Annotated in this window: 20 protein-coding genes; 10 read left to right on the top strand and 10 right to left on the bottom strand. The window is 69.4% G+C overall.

Features of this window, described 5'->3' with window-relative positions:
- Window positions 1-26 precede the first annotated feature (26 nt).
- Together ACRAWC_RS16615 and ACRAWC_RS16610 are read left to right on the top strand one after the other, a co-directional pair.
- Window positions 27-695 (top strand): response regulator transcription factor, encoded by a 669-nt coding sequence (locus ACRAWC_RS16615; RefSeq protein WP_431348716.1) that lies wholly within the window; start codon window positions 27-29, stop codon window positions 693-695.
- Complete coding sequence (locus ACRAWC_RS16610) at window positions 692-1,915, top strand: sensor histidine kinase (RefSeq protein ID WP_431348715.1); 1,224 nt, start codon at window positions 692-694, stop codon at window positions 1,913-1,915. The genes ACRAWC_RS16615 and ACRAWC_RS16610 overlap by 4 nt, the downstream gene beginning before the upstream one ends.
- A 73-nt stretch (window positions 1,916-1,988) precedes the next feature.
- Here ACRAWC_RS16610 and ACRAWC_RS16605 read toward each other — a convergent pair whose 3' ends face one another.
- On the bottom strand, window positions 1,989-2,912 hold the full coding sequence (locus ACRAWC_RS16605) for a S1C family serine protease (RefSeq protein WP_431348714.1): 924 nt from the start codon (window positions 2,910-2,912) through the stop codon (window positions 1,989-1,991).
- Window positions 2,913-3,184: 272 nt separating this feature from the next.
- Between ACRAWC_RS16605 and ACRAWC_RS16600 the strand changes: the two genes are divergently transcribed.
- The 4 genes from ACRAWC_RS16600 to ACRAWC_RS16585 are packed head-to-tail and all read left to right on the top strand — an operon-like array spanning window position 3,185 to window position 7,151.
- Window positions 3,185-4,285: an ABC transporter ATP-binding protein gene (locus ACRAWC_RS16600; RefSeq protein ID WP_431348713.1), complete on the top strand. Its 1,101-nt coding sequence runs from the start codon at window positions 3,185-3,187 to the stop codon at window positions 4,283-4,285.
- The gene (locus ACRAWC_RS16595) at window positions 4,282-5,490 is read left to right on the top strand and encodes an ABC transporter substrate-binding protein (RefSeq protein WP_431348712.1); all 1,209 of its coding nucleotides are present in this window, start codon (window positions 4,282-4,284) and stop codon (window positions 5,488-5,490) included. Before ACRAWC_RS16600 ends, ACRAWC_RS16595 begins: the two co-directional genes overlap by 4 nt.
- Window positions 5,491-5,520: 30 nt before the next feature.
- Window positions 5,521-6,339 carry an ABC transporter permease gene (locus ACRAWC_RS16590; RefSeq protein WP_431348711.1) on the top strand — a complete coding sequence of 273 codons (819 nt, stop codon included), beginning with the start codon at window positions 5,521-5,523 and terminating at the stop codon, window positions 6,337-6,339.
- Window positions 6,336-7,151: an ABC transporter permease gene (locus ACRAWC_RS16585; RefSeq protein ID WP_431348710.1), complete on the top strand. Its 816-nt coding sequence runs from the start codon at window positions 6,336-6,338 to the stop codon at window positions 7,149-7,151. The genes ACRAWC_RS16590 and ACRAWC_RS16585 overlap by 4 nt, the downstream gene beginning before the upstream one ends.
- A 73-nt stretch (window positions 7,152-7,224) precedes the next feature.
- Here ACRAWC_RS16585 and ACRAWC_RS16580 read toward each other — a convergent pair whose 3' ends face one another.
- The 7 genes from ACRAWC_RS16580 to ACRAWC_RS16550 all read right to left on the bottom strand — a co-directional run bounded on the left by ACRAWC_RS16580 (window position 7,225) and on the right by ACRAWC_RS16550 (window position 12,298).
- On the bottom strand, window positions 7,225-8,235 hold the full coding sequence (locus ACRAWC_RS16580) for an aldo/keto reductase family protein (protein WP_431348709.1): 1,011 nt from the start codon (window positions 8,233-8,235) through the stop codon (window positions 7,225-7,227).
- 127 nt (window positions 8,236-8,362) lie between these two features.
- Window positions 8,363-9,238, bottom strand: a complete 876-nt coding sequence (locus ACRAWC_RS16575; RefSeq protein WP_431348708.1) for a hypothetical protein — start codon at window positions 9,236-9,238, stop codon at window positions 8,363-8,365.
- 182 nt (window positions 9,239-9,420) lie between these two features.
- On the bottom strand, window positions 9,421-10,053 hold the full coding sequence (locus ACRAWC_RS16570; protein ID WP_431348707.1) for an ATP-binding cassette domain-containing protein: 633 nt from the start codon (window positions 10,051-10,053) through the stop codon (window positions 9,421-9,423).
- On the bottom strand, window positions 10,044-10,616 hold the full coding sequence (locus ACRAWC_RS16565; RefSeq protein ID WP_431348706.1) for a hypothetical protein: 573 nt from the start codon (window positions 10,614-10,616) through the stop codon (window positions 10,044-10,046). The genes ACRAWC_RS16570 and ACRAWC_RS16565 overlap by 10 nt, the downstream gene beginning before the upstream one ends.
- 448 nt (window positions 10,617-11,064) lie before the next feature.
- Entirely contained in the window at window positions 11,065-11,700 is a 636-nt protein-coding gene (locus tag ACRAWC_RS16560) for a hypothetical protein (RefSeq protein WP_431348705.1), read from the bottom strand.
- Between the two features lie 15 nt (window positions 11,701-11,715).
- Entirely contained in the window at window positions 11,716-11,994 is a 279-nt protein-coding gene (locus ACRAWC_RS16555) for a lactococcin 972 family bacteriocin (RefSeq protein WP_431348704.1), read from the bottom strand.
- 13 nt (window positions 11,995-12,007) lie between these two features.
- The gene (locus tag ACRAWC_RS16550; RefSeq protein ID WP_431348703.1) at window positions 12,008-12,298 is read right to left on the bottom strand and encodes a lactococcin 972 family bacteriocin; all 291 of its coding nucleotides are present in this window, start codon (window positions 12,296-12,298) and stop codon (window positions 12,008-12,010) included.
- Window positions 12,299-12,836: 538 nt separating this feature from the next.
- On the opposite strand from ACRAWC_RS16550, the gene ACRAWC_RS16545 reads away from it, so the two are divergent.
- Window positions 12,837-15,260 (top strand): MGH1-like glycoside hydrolase domain-containing protein, encoded by a 2,424-nt coding sequence (locus ACRAWC_RS16545; RefSeq protein WP_431348702.1) that lies wholly within the window; start codon window positions 12,837-12,839, stop codon window positions 15,258-15,260.
- 164 nt (window positions 15,261-15,424) lie between these two features.
- Window positions 15,425-15,865 carry a DUF805 domain-containing protein gene (locus tag ACRAWC_RS16540; RefSeq protein ID WP_431348701.1) on the top strand — a complete coding sequence of 147 codons (441 nt, stop codon included), beginning with the start codon at window positions 15,425-15,427 and terminating at the stop codon, window positions 15,863-15,865.
- Window positions 15,866-15,871: 6 nt separating this feature from the next.
- On the opposite strand, the gene ACRAWC_RS16535 is transcribed toward ACRAWC_RS16540, so the two are convergent.
- A complete protein-coding gene (locus ACRAWC_RS16535) occupies window positions 15,872-16,495 on the bottom strand; it encodes a TetR/AcrR family transcriptional regulator (protein WP_431348700.1) in 624 nt (207 codons plus the stop codon).
- A 129-nt stretch (window positions 16,496-16,624) separates the two neighbouring features.
- Between ACRAWC_RS16535 and ACRAWC_RS16530 the strand changes: the two genes are divergently transcribed.
- Both ACRAWC_RS16530 and ACRAWC_RS16525 read left to right on the top strand, forming a co-directional pair.
- Window positions 16,625-18,148 (top strand): MFS transporter, encoded by a 1,524-nt coding sequence (locus tag ACRAWC_RS16530; RefSeq protein ID WP_431348699.1) that lies wholly within the window; start codon window positions 16,625-16,627, stop codon window positions 18,146-18,148.
- Between the two features lie 134 nt (window positions 18,149-18,282).
- A complete protein-coding gene (locus ACRAWC_RS16525) occupies window positions 18,283-19,734 on the top strand; it encodes an AAA family ATPase (RefSeq protein WP_431348698.1) in 1,452 nt (483 codons plus the stop codon).
- A gap of 4 nt (window positions 19,735-19,738) precedes the next feature.
- Here the strand turns inward: ACRAWC_RS16525 and ACRAWC_RS16520 are convergent, their stop codons facing one another.
- Window positions 19,739-20,140 (bottom strand): VOC family protein, encoded by a 402-nt coding sequence (locus tag ACRAWC_RS16520; RefSeq protein WP_431348697.1) that lies wholly within the window; start codon window positions 20,138-20,140, stop codon window positions 19,739-19,741.
- Window positions 20,141-20,199: the final 59 nt, after the last annotated feature.

Genomic DNA, 20,199 nt, shown 5'->3' with positions numbered 1-20,199 from the left:
CAGGCGACCCCTCCTATACTGCGGGCATGGGTGAGCGCCGCCGTGTCCTGATCGCCGAGGATGACAGCCGTCTGGCCGGGATGCTCGAGACGCTGCTCGTCTCCGACGGCTACGACGTGGAGATCGCGCGCGACGGCCAGCGCGCGCTGCACCGTGGCCTCACCGAGCAGTTCGACGCCGTCGTGCTCGATCGCGGTCTCCCCGCGGTCGACGGGCTCGGCGTGCTGCGAGGTCTCCGGAGCAACGGCGTGACGACGCCCATCCTCATCCTCTCGGCGCTCGGCACCGCCCCCGACCGGGTCGACGGGTTGAATGCCGGCGCGGAGGACTACCTCGCCAAGCCGTTCGACATCGACGAGCTGCTCGCCCGGGTGCGCGCCCTCATCCGCCGGGCGTCGTCGGATGTGCCGACCGTGCGCTTCCCCGGCGGCCAGCTCGACGTCGGCAGCCGCACGGTCACGCTCAGCAGCGGCGAACGCACCGTGCTCTCGGACCGCGAGGCCAGTCTCCTCGAACTGCTGGCACGGCGCCCCGAGCAGGTCTTCTCGCGCGCCGTGCTGCTGGACGAGGTGTTCGCCGACGCCGACGACCCCGGCGTGGTCGACACCTACGTGCACCACCTCCGCAAGAAGTTCGGCCGCACACTCATCGAGACAGTCCGCGGCGTCGGCTACCGGCTGGGCGGAGTGGGATGAAAGCCGACCTCCGCGAGCTCCGCACCGCGTCGGCACGGCTCGCCCTGCAGTTCGCCGGGATAATCATGGCGCTGTTCGTCATCCTCGGCGCCGTGGTGTACATCGTCGTCTCGACGGGGCAGGCGGAGGCCGCCAAGCGGGCACTCGCCGACGCGTCGCAGGTGGACTCCGTGCACGACGCACCGCACAACCTCCTGGTCACCGTGCTCCTCCCGCAGGGCCGGGACATGTCCCCGGACATGCCGGACGGACTGCCCGACGAGCGCGCGCTGCAGGAGGTCGCTCAACACGGTGGCATGATCACCGAGACCATCGTGGCGGACGGGAAGGGCTACCTCACCCAGACCGACGTGCGGCGCGGCAAGGTGGTGCAGATCTCCTACGGCCTCGCCGAGCAGCAGGAGGAGATGGGCCGCCTGCTCACCGCGCTCATCATCTCGGGCGTCATCGCGACGGTGGCGGCCGCGCTCGTCGGACTGCTCCTGGCGCGCCGGTCGATGCGCCCGATGTCGGAGGCCCTCGCGCTGCAGCGGCGGTTCGTCGCGGACGCGGGCCACGAACTCCGCACGCCGCTGACGCTGCTGAGCACGCGGGCCCAGCTGTTGCGGCGGCGGCTCTCGCGCGGCGGGAGCGCCGCGGGGGACGACGACGTGCGATCGGGCCTGGACGAGATCGTCGACGACAGCCGCGCCCTGACGGAGATCGTGGAGGACCTCCTCACCGCCGCCGACCCCCGCCAGAACGCGGAACCGGAACGCGTCGACATCGGCGAACTCGCCGCCGTCGTCGCCCGCTCGGCCGAGGGGCGCGCGCACGAGCGCGACATCGCGCTGACCTCCCGCGCCGCACCGGGAGCCGTGGTGACGGGCGCGCCGGTGTCGCTGCGCCGGATGATCGTCGCCCTGGTCGACAACGCCCTCGACCACGCCGCCTCGCGTGTCCAGGTCGACGTCTCGACGGACCGCGACGACGTTCTGCTGTCGGTCGCCGACGACGGACCCGGTTTCGGCGACGACCTCCACGACCGCGCCTTCGACCGCTTCGCGTCCACGCGCGCGGCGGACAGCCCGACCGGTCGCGAGCGCCACTACGGACTCGGGCTGGCGCTCGTCGCGGAGGTCGTCGACCGGCACCACGGGCGCGTGAGCGCGACAGATCGGGACGGCGGGGGCGCGGAGGTCGTGGTGCGGTTGCCGAAGGGCGCTGCCGCGCGCACCTGATTCCCGGGCGATTTGCGCCGAATGTCGACTTCCGCCGAGCGGGAGTCGACATTCGGCACGAATGGCGCCGGTGTCAGGCGTCGGTGAGTTCGGTCGGCTCCACGACGGCGTCGACGAGGGCGCCGTTCCGCCACACCGTCAGCTCCAGCCGCCGGCCGATCGTGCTCGCGATCATCAGCCGCTGGAGGTCGGCGACCGCGTGGATGCGCATGCGGTCCAGGGAGATGAGCACGTCACCGGTGCGGACGCCGGCGAGATCGGCCGGGCTGTCCGGGACCACGGACATCACCTGGATGCCCGTGCGGGCGCCGGCCGTGCGGGCGATCTCGGGGTTGAGGGTGATCTCGGCGCCGGCGATGCCGAGCCAGCCGCGGCGGACGCGACCTTCCCGCATCAGGGTGTCCATGATCTGGCGGCTCGTGGCGTTGATCGGGACGGCGAGGCCCAGGCCGGTCCCGGCGACGGCGGTGTTCACGCCGATCATGCGCGCGTTGCTGTCCGCGAGCGCTCCCCCGCTGTTGCCGGGGTTGAGGGCGGCGTCCGTCTGGATGACCTCGTCCACCACGCGGCCGGACCGGGTCGGCAGCGACCTGCCGAGCGCCGAGACGATGCCGGCCGTCACGCTGCCGGCGAGGCCCAGCGGGTTGCCGACGGCGACGACGAGCTGGCCCACCTGGAGCCGGGCGGCGTCGCCGAGCTCGACCGGCGCGGGGACGGGCGCGTCCGCCCGCAGCATCGCGAGGTCGGAGAGCGGATCCCGGCCGATGACGCGGGCGCGAACGCGGGTGCCGTCCTCGAAGGCGAGGTCGACGCTCCCGGCTCCCTCCACGACGTGCGCGCTGGTCAGGAGGTGGCCCTCCGCCGAGATGACCGTGGCGCTGCCGAGGCCGACCCCGCGGGAGGTCCGCGCGGTGACGGCGGCGACCGCCGGACCGACGACGCGCGCGACGTGAACCACCGCCGTCGAGTAGGCGTCCAGGGCGTCCGCATCCGTCATGAGACGAGTGTGCGCCCCGCGCGGGGCGTCGGGGCCTCCCGTTCGCCGACGGCTGACGGTCCACGGCGCACGATCGCCCGAGAAGGCGGCGGCCGGTGCGTCCGCCACGTCCCGCGGCGGCACGGAGGGACGCGCACTGAAGATTCGGACCGAAAAAGTCCTCCCGGACGGCTGGAATCGACAATCGTGATCAATTTTTGCTGCGGAAACCGTAGTCGCGTGAACATCTGATCGCATATGATTGCGACGCCCGCCGTCGAAGGAGACTGGATGTGAGCGAGCAGCCCGCCATCAGGCTGACCGGACTGACCAAACGATTCGGGACGGTCGCGGCCGTCGACGACCTCGACCTGGAGATCGCCGCCGGCGAGTTCTTCTCGATGCTCGGCCCCTCCGGCTCCGGCAAGACAACCGTGCTGCGCTGCATCGCCGGCTTCGAGCAGCCGACCTCCGGCACGATCGAACTCTTCGGACAGGACGTCACCAGCAGGCCCGCGGCCGCACGCGACGTCAACACCGTCTTCCAGGACTATGCCCTCTTCCCGCACATGAACGTGCTGGACAATGTCGCCTACGGCCTCCGGGTCCGCGGCGTCGGCCGTTCCGAGCGGCGCAGGCGCGCCATGGACGCCCTCGACTCCGTGCAACTGACGGGCTTCGCCGATCGCAAGCCCGCCCAGCTCTCCGGCGGCCAGCGGCAGCGCGTGGCGCTCGCCCGCGCGACGGTCGTGCAGCCGAAGGCGCTCCTCCTCGACGAGCCGCTCGGAGCCCTCGACCTCAAACTGCGCCAGCAGATGCAGGTGGAGCTCAAGCAGCTCCAGCACGAGCTGGGAATCGCGTTCGTTTTCGTCACCCACGACCAGGACGAGGCCCTCACCCTCTCCGACCGGATCGCGGTCTTCAACAACGGGCGGATCGAGCAGCTGGGGACCCCGCGCGAACTCTACGAGCACCCGAACTCGCGGTTCGTCGCGGACTTCGTCGGCACCTCCAACCTGTTCGACCGCGAGCGCGCCCGCAGCATCCTCGGCCTCGATGGGGAATACTCCATCCGGCCGGAGAAGCTGGAGCTGCACACGCTGCCGGACGGCTCCGGCTCGCCGTCCGCGGCCGGGACGCTGGTGGAGTCGGTCTACGCCGGCAACAGCATCCGCCGCGTGGTCGACCTCGACGCGGGCCTGCGGATCTCGGTGCTGGAGAGCAACGACCGCACGCACCGCACCGAGCTCGACCGCGGCTCGCGCGTGCACGTGACGTGGAACGACGACGACCTCCGGAGGCTCGGCGGCGGCGCGCAGGACGAGGCGCCCGACGACTTCCCGGACGCAGACGTACCTCGCAGCAGAGGTGTAGAAGAGAGGCAGGACTCATGATCCGTGCAACGAAGCGCGTGGCGCGCTCGGCGGCCGCAGCGGCGGCCGTCTCCGCCGCCCTCCTGGTGCTCGCGGCCTGTTCCGGCGGCGGCTCCACCGGCGGCTCGGGCGGCTCGGTGCCGAACGTCCCGATGGCGAAGAAGCTCGGGACCAACGAGAACCAGCTCAACCTCATCGTCTGGGCGGGCTACGCCGAGGACGGCTCCAACGACCCGAAGGTCAACTGGGTGACTCCGTTCCAGCAGAGCACCGGCTGCCAGGTCAACGCCAAAGTCGCGGGCACGTCCGACGAGATGGTGCAGCTCATGCGCACCGGCGACTACGACGGCGTCTCGGCCTCCGGCGACGCCACCCTCCGCCTGGTCTACGGCGGCCAGGTCGCGCCCGTCAACACCAAGCTCGTGCCGAATTACACGACCATCTCCAGCTTCCTCAAGGACAAGGCCTGGAACTCGGTCGACGGCCGGATGTACGGCATTCCGCACGGCTGGGGCGCCAACGTGCTGATGTACAACAAGGCCGCCGTCACCCCGGCGCCGGACTCCTGGTCGGCCGTCTTCGACGACGCGTCCAAGTACGCCGGCAAGGTCACCGCCTACGACTCCCCGATCTACATCGCGGACGCCGCGCTCTACCTGAAGGCGCACGACCCGTCGCTGGGGATCAAAGACCCGTACTCGCTCACCGAGAAGCAGCTCGACGCGGCGGTCTCCCTGCTGAAGAAGCAGAAGACCTCCATCGGCGAGTACTGGTCGGACTACACCAAGTCCGTGCAGTCGTTCGAGTCCGGCAGCAGCGTGGTGGGCACGTCGTGGCAGGTCATCGCGAACCTCATCCAGAGCGACGGCAAGGTGCAGGTCGGCACGACCGTCCCGAGCGAGGGTTCCACCGGCTGGTCCGACACGTGGATGATCTCGTCCAAGGCGAAGCACCCGAACTGCATGTACCAGTGGATGAACTGGATCACCTCCCCGACGGTCAATGCGCAGGTCGCCGAATGGTTCGGCGAGGCGCCGGCGCAGACCAAGGCGTGCGAGAAGACCCAGGACCCGACGTTCTGCACCCAGTACCACGCGCTCGACGCCGGTTACGCGTCCAAGATCCACTACTGGACCACGCCTCAGACCAAGTGCGTCGACGGCAGCGGGAACGACTGCACCGCGTACAGCGAGTGGGTGACCAAGTGGCAGGAGATCAAGGGATGACGGGAGTCCGGGGATGAAGGGAGTCCGGGGATGAAGGCCCGCCTGGGCTTCCTGCTCGGGCCTCCGCTGCTCTGGCTCGTCGTCATCTACCTGGGCTCGATCGCCGTCCTCCTGGTCTCCTCCTTCTGGACGGTGAACGGGTTCACGGGCGCGGTCGTCCCGACCTTCACGCTGGAGAACTACGCGACGCTGTTCACCGACCCGGTCTACGGGACGGTCGCGCTGCGCACCCTCCTCGTGGCCCTCGGGGTGACGCTCATCGACGCCGTGGTCGCCTTCCCGCTCGCCCTGTACATCGCGAAGGTGGCCCGGCCGAGCCGGCGCGCGGCGTATCTCGTGGCGGTGACGACGCCCCTGTGGGCGAGCTACCTGGTCAAGGCGTACGCCTGGCGCATCCTGGTCGAACCGGGCGGCCCGATCGCCGTCGCGACCGGCGGCTGGACGCCCGGCTTCGGCCTCCCCGCGACGATCATGACGCTGGCGTACCTGTGGCTGCCGTACATGATCATCCCCGTATACGCCGGGTTCGACCGCGTGCCCGACTCGCTGTTCGAGGCCAGCTACGACCTGGGCGCGTCGACCTGTCGCACGATCAGGACGGTGGCGTTCCCGCTGGTCTTCCCTGCGATCGTGGCGGGGTCGATCTTCACCTTCGCGCTGAGCTTCGGCGACTACATCGCGGTGGGCATCGTGGGCGGAAAGACGCAGCTGCTCGCGAACCTCATCTACGGGCAGCTCGTCACCGCGAACAACCAGCCGCTGGCGGCGGCGCTGTCGGTGATCCCGCTCGTCGCGGTCGTGCTCTACCTGCTCGCGGTCCGCCGCACCGGCGCATTGGAGAACGTGTGAAACTGCTCTCGACTCCCGCGCGCATCGTCGTCGGGCTCTGCATGGTGGTCGGCCTCGTGATCCTCTACGTGCCGCTGCTGCTGATCGTGCTGAACTCGTTCAACAGCTCGCGGACGTTCTCGTTCCCGCCGCCCGGCTTCACGCTGCAGTGGTGGGTGGATGCGTTCCACTCCCGCGGCGCGGCGGACGCGCTGGCGACCTCCGTGATCGCCGGGCTCTGCGCCTCCGCGATCGCGCTGGTGCTCGGGACGATGGCGGCGTTCGCGGTGCAGCGCTTCCGGTTCTTCGGGCGGCAGAGCATCAACTTCCTGGTCGTGCTGCCGATCACCCTCCCGGGCATCGTGACCGGTATCGCGCTCGCCTCGACGTTCACGACGGTGCTCGGGCCGGTCGGCGTGACGCTCGGGATGGCGACGGTCATCATCGGCCACGCCACGTTCTGCATCGTCATCGTCTACAACAACGTTCAGGCTCGGCTCCGGCGGATGGGGACCTCGCTGGAGGAGGCTTCGGGCGACCTCGGGGCGCGCGGCTGGCAGACGTTCCTCTGGGTGACGCTGCCGCAGGTGCGCGGGGCGCTCGCGGCCGGGGTGCTGCTGGCGTTCGCGCTGAGCTTCGACGAGATCGTGGTGACGACCTTCACCGCGGGTCCGGCCGTGCAGACGCTGCCGATCTGGATCTTCCAGAACCTGTTCCGGCCCAATCAGGCGCCGGTCGTGAACGTGGTCGCGGCGGTGCTGACGATCCTCGCGATCATCCCGGTGTGGATCTCGCAGCGGCTGGCCGGGGACTCGGTCACCAGCCGCGTCTGACGTCGCGGCGATTCGTGCCGAATGTCGACTTTCGCTGAGCGAGAGTCGACATTCGGCACGAATGCTCGAGGGATCAGGCCTCGCGGTGCTTCGGCGAGCGCGTCGCGGTGTGCGACGCGTCGCGCTCGACGGCGCCGCCGAGGACCTCGTCGATGCGGCCCCGCAGTTCGGCCGGGATGGTCACGCCGGAGGCCTTCACGTTCTCGACGACCTGCTCCGGGCGGGAGGCGCCGATGATCGCGGTGGCGACGTTGTCGTTCTGCAGCACCCAGGCGACAGCGAGCTGCGCGGGCGTGAGCTCGAGCTCCTGCGCGATCGGGGTGAGCTCCTGCACGCGCGTGAGGACGTCGTCGGTCAGCCAGCGCTTGACCGCGCCGGCGCCGCCCTTCTCATCGGTCGCCCGGCTGCCCTCGGGCAGCGGAGCGCCCGGCTTGTACTTGCCGCTGAGCACGCCCTGCGCCACCGGCGACCAGACGATCTGCGAGATGCCGAGCTCCTTGGAGGTCGGCACGACCTCGGCCTCGATGACCCGCCACAGCGCCGAGTACTCGGGCTGGTTCGAGATGAGCTGGAAGCCGAGCTCCGTGGCGAGAGCGTGACCGGCGCGGAGCTGGTCGGCGGTCCACTCGCTCACGCCGATGTAGAGCGCCTTGCCCTGCCGGACGACGTCGGCGAAGGCCTGCATGGTCTCCTCCAGCGGTGTGAAGAAGTCGAAGCGGTGGGCCTGGTACAGGTCGACGTAGTCGGTCTGGAGGCGGCTCAGCGAGCCGTCGATGGACTCCATGATGTGCTTGCGCGAGAGCCCGACGTCGTTGTGTCCCTTCGGACCGGTGGGCCCGAACACCTTCGTGAAGATCTCCAGCGATTGGCGGCGCTCGCCCGCGAGGGCCTCGCCGAGGACGGTCTCCGCCGCGGTGTTGGCGTAGACGTCTGCGGTGTCGAAGGTGGTGATCCCGGCGGCGAGAGCGGCGCGGACGCACGCGGCGGCCCTGTCGTTCTCGATCTGCGAGCCGTGGGTCAGCCAGTTTCCATACGTGATCTCGGAGATCTTGAAGCCGGAGTTGCCGAGGTACCTGAACTGCACTGTCGTTCCTTTCGAGCGGAGGTCGATCTCGATCGTACGCACGCGCGATTCAGCGACGCCAACAGTGATTGGTTCTAGGATTCAGTGGCGTCAGTGCTGAGTGGAGGTTGCGACGAAAGCCTGCATGTCATCGCTCCTTGAAGTACCGGAACAGGTGCTTCTCCCGAATGGTGCGCACTCCCCACCACTGCCCCACGAAGCCACTGAGCCAGAGGGCGCAGACGAGCGGGACCCCGATGACGAGCGAGCTTTCTGCTCCCGCGGCGAAGACGGCTCCGAGCAATGCAACCACGGGAAGGGCGAGAACCGCCGACACGACCCCCCATGCCAGCGTCTCTGCGCCGACGATGCTCAGGAGGTCACCGCGCGAAGCGCCGGCATGGAGCGCCGAGGCGAAAGCCAGCCGCCGGGAACGGACGCCGAAAAAGCCCAACACCAGCCCGATCAACGCGGCACAGGGGCCGGCGGCACGAGTGATCCGTTCCGCGAAAAGCGAAGGGCCGTCGAAACTCCTGCCCATCGTCGGATTCAATTGAACGATGGTAGGCGGATCCTCGTCGTCGCTCGCCAGCAGCACGGTGGAGAGCAGAGCACCGGTCATGTCCTGCGCTGGCCAGACGTCGATCCAGCACTCGTCGAACGGCTGATCGGCGATGGCGGGGGCCAGCGCCACATACGAGAGTCCTGGCCTTCTGCCGTCCTCGGGATACAGATAGTCTCCGCCGACGCGCACTGTCCGAGTCGTGGTAGCCAGTACGTCGGCCGAGGTGAGCCCTAAAGCGTCCACGGCTTCGGGCCCGAGCAGGATGCCGGCGGCGCGCGTCGACGCCCCGATGACCGCGATGAATCCGGCTGACACGTCACTGACGGGAATCGGTGAGCGTTCGAGGGTCGTCGGTGCGAGCTGTCGAGCTGTCGATCGCAGTGCTCCAGCGGCGGACACCCCGGGCAGCTGGGCCAGGCGGTCGCAGCGCGCACCATCCACGCGCTCTCGCGCCGTCACGATCGAGATGGAGGCGCCGGCGCGGACGAAGTCTTTCGCTCGCTCCGCGAGCCGGTCTGTCGCGATCAGATCGGCCGTGGCGAGCAGACTCACGGCCGCAGCGGCGACGACAGCGGTGCGGCGGGTGGCTGCCGTACCGGTGATGACATTCCGCCACGCCTCCCGCCCGATAGCGCGGAGCCTCATGGCGCCGACGGGGGTGTGGCCCCAGCCGTCCACTCGCGACGGAGGACGATGTGATCGGTACAGGCTGCACGGGTATCGGGGTCATGAGTCGCCACCACCACGATGGTGTCCGCGGCGGCGATCGCTCCGATCGACGCGTTGACCGCATGCGCGGTCTCCCTGTCCAGTTGCGCCGTCGGCTCGTCGACCAGGAAGAGGTCGGGCTCGGCCGCGAGCCCTCTCGCCAACATGAGTCGCTGTGCCTCGCCTCCGGAGAGCTCGCGGAAGGGATGATCCGCCCTGCCGAGGAGGCCGAATACGTCGAGCAGGTCGTCCGCGCGGGCATCCGCGGCCGCCGGCGAGTGACCGCGGGCGAGGAAGGGAAAGGCGACATGGTCGCGCGCGGTGCGCCTCGCCGTGCCGTACGGGTTCTGGAAGACCCACCCGGTCCGGACGCCTTCAGGCACCGTGATCGTGCCTTCTGCCGGCGTCATCCACCCGGCGAGCAGCGCCAGCAACGTACTCTTGCCGGCCCCGGACGGACCGGTCACGGAGTACACCCGACCGGGCATCAGCGTGATGCTCAGCGCGCGGAACAGCCACGCGCCGCCCGCGAAACGATGACCCACGTTCGAGAGGACTACCCGCATGACCGTCGCGAATCCGGTCTCGTATCGACCCGCTGCGGGATCTTTCCGTCGGGGAACACGACGATCGTCTCCCCCAACTGCGACCCGAGGATCTTCACGCGAGAGGGGTCTCCCCGCGAGGCGACGCATCCTTCGGCGCCCTGGACTCCGAAAATCGCGCTGGGGACGACGATGGAGACCTCGACGGGTTCGCTGAGTACAAGGCGCGCGTCGATCGATCGCACCTCGGAATCGGATGCGTCGGCTTTCCCCGCCTCTCCGAGCATCGACAGTTCCGGGACGTGCACGACTCCGTCGGGACCGACCGCGAAACGGGTTTCGGCGACGACGGCCACGCGTGGTCCCGGCAGCAGATCAGCAGGTGATTCGCTGACGACGACGGTGGGCGAGAGAGCGGCCAAGGTCGCCAACGTCGATCCCTGATCGACCGGAACACCCGCGGGGAGGTCGCAGCGGGATACCGAGACGGTCGGCGCCGGCAACCAGAGAATCGACGCGGCGGGGACGGTGTCCGAAGCGATGGTGACGCCGATGCGTGCGAACGCCTGCGCGGCGGCGAGCATCGTGTTCCGCCCCATCATGCCGTCGCTCTCGATCGGAGCCCCGAGGCGCTTCAGCTCCTCCTGGAGAGCGCGGACGTCGTCGCCCTTCGAATCCCGGGTCAACTCCCGCCACAGGGGCTCCCGGGTCGCGAGCGCGAGGTACGGCTTCCCGTCGACCGACACCGGAGACGTCCCCGATTCCACACTCATCCCCGGCTCGCAGGGAAAGGAGGTGACCCGTCCGGTCGCCGGAGCCAGGAGCGGCACCGGTACAGAGGTTCGGATAGAAAGCTGAATGCTGCGCGCGTCGTCGAAACGGTCTTGCCCGACGGGTAGCTCCGTCGTCGGAGCGGCCGCGCGGAGGGCATCGGGTGGCCTTGCGACGACGGTCGCAGCGGCCGCGGCACCGGCGGCGGCAGCCGCGACGAACAGGATGGCGATCCAGCCGAGCCGACCCAGGAGCGATCCTCTAGCCACCGAGGAGGCCATCGGGGTCTAGGTTGCAGGCGTCTATCGCTGTGGTCTTGGCGTCATCGGTCGGCAGATCCCCGGCGCGATAGTCCTTGACACCGTACCCGGGCCCCACCAGATCATTGCGTTTGAAGCAGTCGACGATCGCTGACGCCATCTCCTTGTGCGAGGGATTGACACGCATCTGGACGTAGAACATCGCGATCGGCCACTCGCCCGACTCTTCGGAGCAGCCGGTCTCCTTCTTGTGTGCTTCGTCGTTCGACATGGATGGCGCCGGCGAGTACGAACCGCCGTCGAAACCGTAGTGCGTCAGCGTGATTCCCGCCGCGGACAGACACGTCGAGTACCGTTCCTTCATCTCCGCGTACTCCTGGTCCGAGATCCTCCCGTCCTCGAGCGCGGCCTTGACGGCAGGCGATGTCGCTTTCTGGAACTCCTGCCGCATCTCGTCGGCCCAGGAAATCTGCCCGGGAGGGATGTCGTCGTTTCGGTCGGGTGAGCCGCCCGAGCACCCGCTCAAGACGGCGACGGCGGAAACCAGGAACAACGCTCTGCGAAAAGGGTGAGAGGGCACTGTCTTTCTTTCGGCGATAGTGGCGGATGGCGTCGAGCATCGCGCGACGCCATCCACCGGGTGTTGCTTGGACTACTTCACGTCGTAATAGGCGGTGTTCCCCATGAGGGCCGGCGCTACACGGGCCCTGGCCCAACTGCCCGGCGCGGTCCAACCCGCATAGACGCATCCCTGGTCGCACACCGTCGATTTGTGCGTGCGCGCAGAGTGGTAGTAATCGGAATGGCCCGGGGCATAATCCCAGGTACCGCCCTCCCGGGCGACCACAACAGCCTGCGCAGCAGTCGCGCCGCCCGCGAGCAGCGCGCCCGACACGACGGTCGCGGCGAGAGCCTTGGTCAAAACCTTCATGGTTGTCCCCGAACTACTTCACGTCGTAATAGGCGGTGTTCCCGCCGATGGCCGAGATGGCCTGAGCCTTCGACCAGGCGCCCGGTGAGGTCCAGCTCGCATAAGCGCACCCCGCACCGCACGCGGTCGACTTGTGGGTGCGCGACTTGTGGAGGTAGTCCGAGTACGTGTACTTGCCTGTGACGCCGTAGTTCCAGGTGCCACCCTCCACCGACACGGAGGTCGCCTGCGCGGCGGTGGCACCACCGACGAGGAGCGCACCCGCCACGGCCGTCGAAGCCACGGCCTTCGTCCAGATCTCCATTGTTCTCCTGCTCCCATTCCACGGAGTTGCCCGGAATGTCCACAGTTAGCCTACCGACATGTTCCACCTATCGTGCAAAATTTCATAAATCTGCCCGCACGACCTCCGCGGCCGCCTGTGGCTTACCGGCGTCCTTCCAGTTCGGCGTCGCCGAGTGGCCGACGCCCGGGATGGCGCTGAGACGCGCCTCCGGCAGCAGTCCCCCAGCCGCGCGACCGCGTGCCGCAGGTAGGCCGGCGACTTCTCCGCCAAGATCAGCGGTTCGGGAGTAGCGGTGCGGTCCGCTGGACCAGCGGCGCGCCGACCATGAGAATGTCCCCATGACCCAGGTGAACCCCAACCGGCCCCCGCCGGCGCCGAGCGCGAGCGCATCCGCCAGGCGGACGAGGGGACCGCCGACTGGCGCGACTGGGGTCCGTACGTCGCCGAGCGCGCCTGGGGCACGGTCCGCGAGGACTACAGCGCCGACGGCGAGGCCTGGGACTTCTTCCCGCACGACCACGCCCGCAGCCGCGCCTACCGCTGGAACGAGGACGGCATGGCGGCGTTCTCCGACCTGAAGCAGAACTGGTGCCTCGGTCTGTCGCTCTGGAACGGCGAGGACGCCATCCTCAAGGAGCGGATGTTCGGCCTCAGCGGCCCGCAGGGCAACCACGGCGAGGACGTCAAAGAGTACTGGTGGTACCTCGACGGCACCCCGACGCACTCCTGGAACACCTGGCGCTACCACTATCCGCAGGCCGCGTACCCGTACGAGGACCTGATCGAGACCAACGCGCGCCGCTCCAAGCTGGAACCGGAGTACGAGCTGGCCGACACCGGGATCTTCGACGCGGGCCGGTACTGGGTGGTGACGGTCGACTACGCGAAGGACGGCCCGCACGACCTCCTGATGCGCGTCACGATCGAGAACGCCGGGCCGGAACCTGCGACGCTGCACGTGCTGCCGACGCTCTGGTACCGCAACACCTGGTCGTGGGGGTACGACGTCGAGAAGCCGGCCCTGCGGTTCGAGGGCGGGCGCATCGTCGGGTCCGGGCCCGCCGGGACGCTGGCCTTCAGCGGGGAGGGCGATCCGGAAGCGCTGTTCTGCGACAACGAGACCAACACCGAGCGCCTGTTCGGCGCCGTGGACTCGCCCGCGTATTCGAAGGACGGGATCGAGGACCATGTCATCCACGGCGCCGCGACCGTCAATCCGGCGCAGGTCGGGACGAAGGCCGCCCTCCACTACGAGGTGACGCTCGGGCCGGGCGAGAGCCGTGTCCTCCGGCTGCGGCTGACCGGCGGCGCTGGCGACCCGTCCGCCCTCGCGCCGCAGGAGCTCGGGCCCGGCTTCGACGACGTCGTCGCCCGGCGCCGGGCCGAGGCGGACGCCTTCTACGCCGGCCTGGAGAACGCCCCGGCCGACCCTGACGAGGCGCGCGTGCTGCGCCAGGCCTTCGCCGGCCTGCTCTGGTCGAAGCAGTACTTCCACTTCAACGTCGACAAGTGGCTGGACGGCGACCCCGCCGGCCCGCCGCCGCCCGCGGGCCGGGCCTCCGTGCGCAACGGGCAGTGGCGGCACTTCGACGCCGACGACGTCATCCTGATGCCCGACCCGTGGGAGTACCCGTGGTTCGCGGCCTGGGACCTCGCCTTCCACTGCGTGACGATGGCGCACATCGATCCCGCGTTCGCGAAGGGGCAGCTCGTGCTGCTGCTGCGCGAGTGGTACATGCACCCGAACGGCCAGCTTCCCGCCTACGAGTGGAACTTCTCGGACGTGAACCCGCCGACGCACGCGTGGGCCGCGATCCAGGTGTTCCTCATCGACGGCGGCACCGACTTCGGCTTCCTCGCCCGCATCCTGCACAAGCTGCTGATCAACTACACGTGGTGGACGAACAGCAAGGACGCCGACGAGGACGACCTCTTCGAGGGCGGCTTCATGGGCCTCGACAACATCGCGCCATTGAACCGCTCGACGCTGCCGCCCGCGGTCGGGACCATCGAGCAGGCCGACTCGACGGGCTGGATGGCGACCTACGCGCTCGACCTGCTGGAGATCGCGCTGCGGCTCGCCCGCCAAGACGACGTGTACGAGGACGTCGCCGTGAAGTTCGGCGAGCAGTTCCTCCGCATCGCCGGCTCGGCCAACAACTCCGGGATGTGGGACGACCAGGACGCCTACTTCTACGACGTGCTGCACCTCGCCGACGGCAGGGACGTCCCGCTCAAGGTGCGCTCGCTGGTCGGACTGGTGCCCGTGGTGGCGTCGCTCGCCTACGACGAGCCTGGCGTGCGGACGCTCCCCGAGTTCCGCCGCATCCTGAACCAGTACCTGACGAAGCATCCGGAGCTCGCCGAGGCCTTCCACCGGCGGACGATCGGGACGGAGCAGGTCTATCTCCTCGCGCTGGTGTCGCCGGAGCGGCTGACGCGCATCCTGAAGCAGGTCTTCAACCCCGCTGGGCTGCTCAGCGACCACGGCATCCGGGGCGTCTCCGCCTACCACCGCGAGCATCCCTTCACGGTGGAGGTCGACGGCGTGAAGGCCTCGGTGGACTACGAGCCCGCGGAGTCCACGACCGGGTTGTTCGGCGGGAACTCCAACTGGCGCGGCCCGGTCTGGTTCCCGCTCAACGCGCTGCTGGTCGCGGCGCTGCAGCACTACCAGTCGCACGGCGAGGCGGGCGTCCGCATCGAGGACCCGCTGGGCTCCGGCAACGCCCTCACCCCGGGAGAGGCGGCCGACGACCTCGCCCGGCGGCTGATCTCTCTGTTCCTGCCCGGCCCGGACGGGCGGCGGCCGTCCGACGCGCGCTACCCGCTGCTGTCGGCGGACCCGCGCTGGAAGGACAACGTGTTCTTCTACGAGTACTTCGACGGCGACACCGGGCAAGGGCTCGGCGCGTCGCACCAAACGGGGTGGACCGCGATGGTGGCGCACCTGATCCTCACACGGCATCGCGCGCCCTGAAATTCGTCACGAATGTCGCGAAACGGCGTCCCATAGGGGACATTCGTCACGAATGTCCCTGCGCGACACGCCGCGACCCACGCGCCTCCCAGCCCGCTCGGATGCGATTGACTGGCGCCGCTCCATCTCGACGACAGCCACGACCTTGCTCGAAAGGATCCACCATGACCGCACCGCAGAGCCCCGCCTCCGCACCCCTCGACCAGCCGCTGTACGGCGCCTCGTTCGGCGACGCCATCCGCCGGTTCTTCAAGAAGTACGCCGACTTCACCGGCCGGGCCAGCCGCAGCGAGTTCTGGTGGTGGTACCTGTTCGCCGTGCTCATCGCCATCGTCTACTCGATCCTGCTGACGACGCTCGGCACCATCGGCAACGGCGGCCGCGGCTACGGCCCGATCGGCTGGATCCTGATCGTCGTCTACATCATCTGGGGCCTGGCCATCCTGGTGCCGAGCCTCGCACTGATCTGGCGCCGCCTGCACGACGCCAACCTCGCCGGGCCGTTCTTCTTCCTCGGCTTCATCCCGCTCGTCGGCTGGATCATCCTGCTGGTCTTCTACGTGATGCCGTCCAAGCCGGAGGGCGCACGGTTCGACCGGCGGTAACGCCGCTCAGGCTCCCGGCCGGATTCCCACGGCCGGGAGCAGCACGCCGTCGATCAACGACAGCAAGTACTCGCGGTCGACGGGCTGCTGCAGGATGAGCACCCGGTAGGCCGTCATCGACGGCACGATCATCGCCAGCGTCTCGACGTCCGTGTCGGCCGGGATCTCGCCGCGTTCGATCGCCCGGTGCATGAACAGCCGGTTGAGGGAGGCGCGCGGCTCCACGATCGCGGCCGTCACCGCGTCCACCAGGTCGGGGTCACGGGCGAGCATCGACGTGAGGCCGGCCATGATCTGGAGCTTGCGCTCGCCGTCCTCGATCGTGTGCGGCTTCATCATCGCGACCAGGTCGCCGCGCAGCGTGCCCGTGTCGGGCAGGTGCTCGAAGTCGATCGCGTTCTTCTTCATGCACGCGACGGCCTCGACCACGAGCTCGCCCTTGGACGCCCAGCGCCGGTAGACGGTCGCCTTGCCCGCCTTGGCGCGCGCGGCGACCATGTCCATCGTCATGCGGTCGTAGCCGGTCTCGGCGAGGACCTCCAGCGCGGCGTCGAGAATGTCGGCATCGCGGGTGTGATCGCGTTTCCGGCCGAGCTTGGACGCGGAGCCGGTGGCGTCGAGCTGCGTCATTGCGGCCTTCCCCCTGAGTGTGTCTGCGACGGGTGACGTCGGGTCTTGTGATGTCTTCCTGACCATTCTAAGGTTAATTTTAGAACTCGGGAGATCCGAAACTGCTGAGTTTCGTATATGCTGTCCCGCATGACCCAGACTTCCCCTTCTCCCTCGGTCGCGCCGGCAGCGCCGGACGGCGGCGGTCCGCACTCCCGGCGCTGGTGGACGCTCGTCACCGTGGCGATGGCCCAGCTCATGGTCGTGCTCGACTCGACCGTCGTCAACATCGCCCTCCCGTCCGCCCAGGCGGACCTCGGCTTCTCCAACGCCGACCGGCAGTGGATCGTCACCGCCTACTCGCTCGCCTTCGGCAGCCTCCTGCTGCTCGGCGGCCGCATCTCCGACCTGATCGGACGGAAGCGCGCCTTCATCATCGGCCTGATCGGCTTCGCCGGGGCCTCCGCGCTGGGCGGCGCGGCCGGCACCTTCGGGATGCTCGTCGGCGCCCGGGCGCTGCAGGGCGCGTTCGGCGCGCTCCTGGCCCCGACCGCTCTCGCGGTGCTCACCACCACGTTCACCGTCCCGAAGGAGCGCGCCCGCGCCTTCGGCATCTTCGGCGCGATCGCCGGGGCCGGCGGAGCGGTGGGCCTGCTGCTCGGCGGCATCCTCACCGAGCAGTTCAATTGGCGCTGGAACCTCTACATCAACGTCTTCATCGCCATCGCGGCGATCATCCTCGCGACGGTCTTCGTCACCGCCGGCCACCGCACCGGCCCGCGGCCGAAGCTCGACATCCCGGGCACGATCCTGGTCTCGGGGGCGCTGTTCTCGCTCGTCTACGGCTTCGCGAACGCCGAGAGCGACGGCTGGGACTCGCCGCTGACCTGGGGCTTCCTCGCCGCAGCCGGCGTGCTGCTGATCGCCTTCGTGCTCTGGCAGCGCAAGGCGGCGCACCCGCTCCTGCCGCTGCACATCGTCCTCGACCGCAACCGGGGCGCCTCCTACAGTTCGATCCTCATCGCCGGCTCCGGGATGTTCGGCATCTTCCTGTTCGTCACCTACTACCTCGAGACGACGCTGAAGTTCACACCGATCCAGACCGGCCTGGCTTTCCTGCCGATGATCGTCATGCTGGTCATCGCCGCGCAATTCTCGACCAACCTGTTCGTTCCGCGGTTCGGGCCGAAGGTCATGGTCCCGATCGGCATGGTGATCGCGGGCTCCGGGATGCTGCTGCTCACCCGCCTCGGCGTGAGCGCGAACTACGGCACCGAGATCCTCTCCGCACTCATGGTCATGGGCGTCGGCATGGGCTCGATCATGCCGGCGGCCATCCAGACGGCGACCCTCGGCGTCGACCGCCACTTCGCCGGCGTCGCCTCGGCGCTCGTCAACACGAGCCAGCAGGTCGGCGGCTCGATCGGCACCGCGCTGCTCAACACGCTCGCGGCGACCGCACTGACCGACTACCTGTCGGCGCACCTGCCGCCCACGCCGCACGTCATCCAGGAGGCGGCGGTGCACAGCTACTCGACCGCGTACTGGTGGAGCGCCGGGTTCTTCGCCTTCGGCGCGGCGTTGTCGGCGCTGCTGTACCGGCGGCGCCGACCGGCAGTGGAGGCGGGCGCGGCGGCGTCGGCGACCGAGGCGGAACCAGTCGTCGCGCACTGACTGCGCGCCAGGCGACGGCGTGGCCGGCCGTCGCCTGGCAGTCCCCTGAGTGCGGGTGTACTGTGCGGGCCGACCGGTCTACTGTCCACCTTCGGTCTGCGTTCTCTTTCCGCGCGGACCGCGGAAGGAGTCCCGTGGCCCTCAACCTGCCCCTGCCCCCGCACCTCAGCGTGCGCCTCGATCCCGACGCGACCGGTGAGCTGCTGGTCGACGGGTCGCCGGAGTGGTTCTCCGAGGCGACCACCGAGCGGTTGCGGGAGGTCGTGCTCGGGCGCGTCGGCGAGATCGCTGCGAACGCCGGGCACCCCGTGCAGCTGACGGTCTCCGACGAGGAGGGCGACTGGCTGCTGGTGGTGCACCCGGACGGCTCCATCGGCGACGAGGAGGAGCTGGCCGCCGAGAGCATGGCCGAGCCCGTGCCGTTCGCCGATGTGCGCAACGCCGCACATCATCCGGAGCCCGCCGCGTTCAACGACCTGCTCGGCGCCGGCGGCCGCGAGGCCGATCCGACGCCGTTCACCGACTTGCTCGGTTCGTCGAAGCCGACCGCGCCTGTGCCGCTGCCGGTGGCTCAGCCCGAGGCGCAGGGCCGGCCTGCTCCGGCCAAGCCAGTGAGCACCTCCCCCGTCACCCGGCCCGAGCCCGTCGAGCTGGTGCCGCGCTCGCCCGAGCGGACGTCGTTCCTGCACGTGGAGAAGCCGCGCCCCGACCTGGCGCGTTCCGGTTTCCGCGGCGCGCTCTCGCGTGCGGGCATCCCGATGTCGCCATCAGCGGCGGAGCTGAAGGAGCGCGAGGAGTTGGACGCGGTGAGCCGGCACTGGGCCGGCCCGCGCACCATCGCGATCGTGAACGGGAAGGGCGGCGCCAACAAGACGCCGACCACCGCATTGCTGTCGGCCGTGTTCGCCCGCAACGGCGGCTCCGGCGTGCTCGCCTGGGACAACAACGAGACTCGCGGCACGCTCGGCTGGCGCACGGAGCAGGACGACCACGACGCGACGCTCCAGTCGCTGCTGCCCGCTGCGGACCAGCTTCTGTCGGCCGAGGCCCGCAGCGCCGACATCGGTCACTTCGTCCACCACCAGAACGCGGACAAGTACGACGTGCTCCGCTCCAACCCGACGATGCTGGCGACCCAGCAGCGCATCTCGACCGCCGACTTCGACCGCCTCCACCAGGTGGCGACGAAGTTCTACCGCCTGGTGATCATCGACAGCGGAAACGACGAGTCGGCCGAGCGCTGGCTCCGGATGATCGACCACACCGACCAGCTCGTCATCGCGACGACGGCCCTCGGCGAGCACGCGGAGGCCGGCGCCCTCCTGCTGGAGGCGCTGATGCAGCGCGACGCGCAGTCGGCCCGCCTGGCGCGGGACGCGGTCGTGATCGTGTCCCAGTCGGAGCGCACCGGCCCGGAGTCGAACGTGACCCGCGTCGCCAAAGGGTTCGAGCCGCTGGCTCGGCGTGCGGTCACCATTCCGTTCGACCCGGAGATGCACGGCGGTCGGCTGGCGTTCGACACGCTGGCGCCGCGGACGCGGAGGGCGTGGCTGCACGCGGCAGCGGCGGTGGCGGAGGGGCTGTAGGGCACTACCTCCCCCCGAACCGCGCCCTCGCCTCCGGCGTCACCGGGGTGAAGAAGTTGATCACCGTCCCGTCCGGGTCCCGGAACAGCATCGAGCGGTTGCCCCACGGCAGCGTGGTCGGCTCCATCACCAGACCGCCGGCGAGGGATGCGATGCGGTCCCGCTCGGCGTCGACATCGTCGACCAGGAACTCCAGCATCAGGCCGGCGTTCGCGCGCGGGGCGACCGAGGCGGCGGCGAAGCGGTCCGTCAGCGCGGTGGCGCTGATCGCGATCGCGCCGCGGGACGTGACGAGCTCGGCGAACTGGTCGTTCGCCCAGCGTGCGGGGACGCCGAGGGCCTGTTCGTAGAACGCCACCAGGCCGGGGACGTCGTCGGTGGGGAAGCGGACGGATGCGAAAGACATGGGAGTCTCCTAACGGCTATGTCAGTCAGCTTATATAAGTTGACTGATACAGTGCAAGA

It is taken from the genome of Leifsonia sp. L25 (assembly GCF_050632895.1).
The sequence above is the reverse complement of the archived record's forward strand: the minus strand, read 5'-3'. Positions and strand labels throughout refer to the sequence as shown.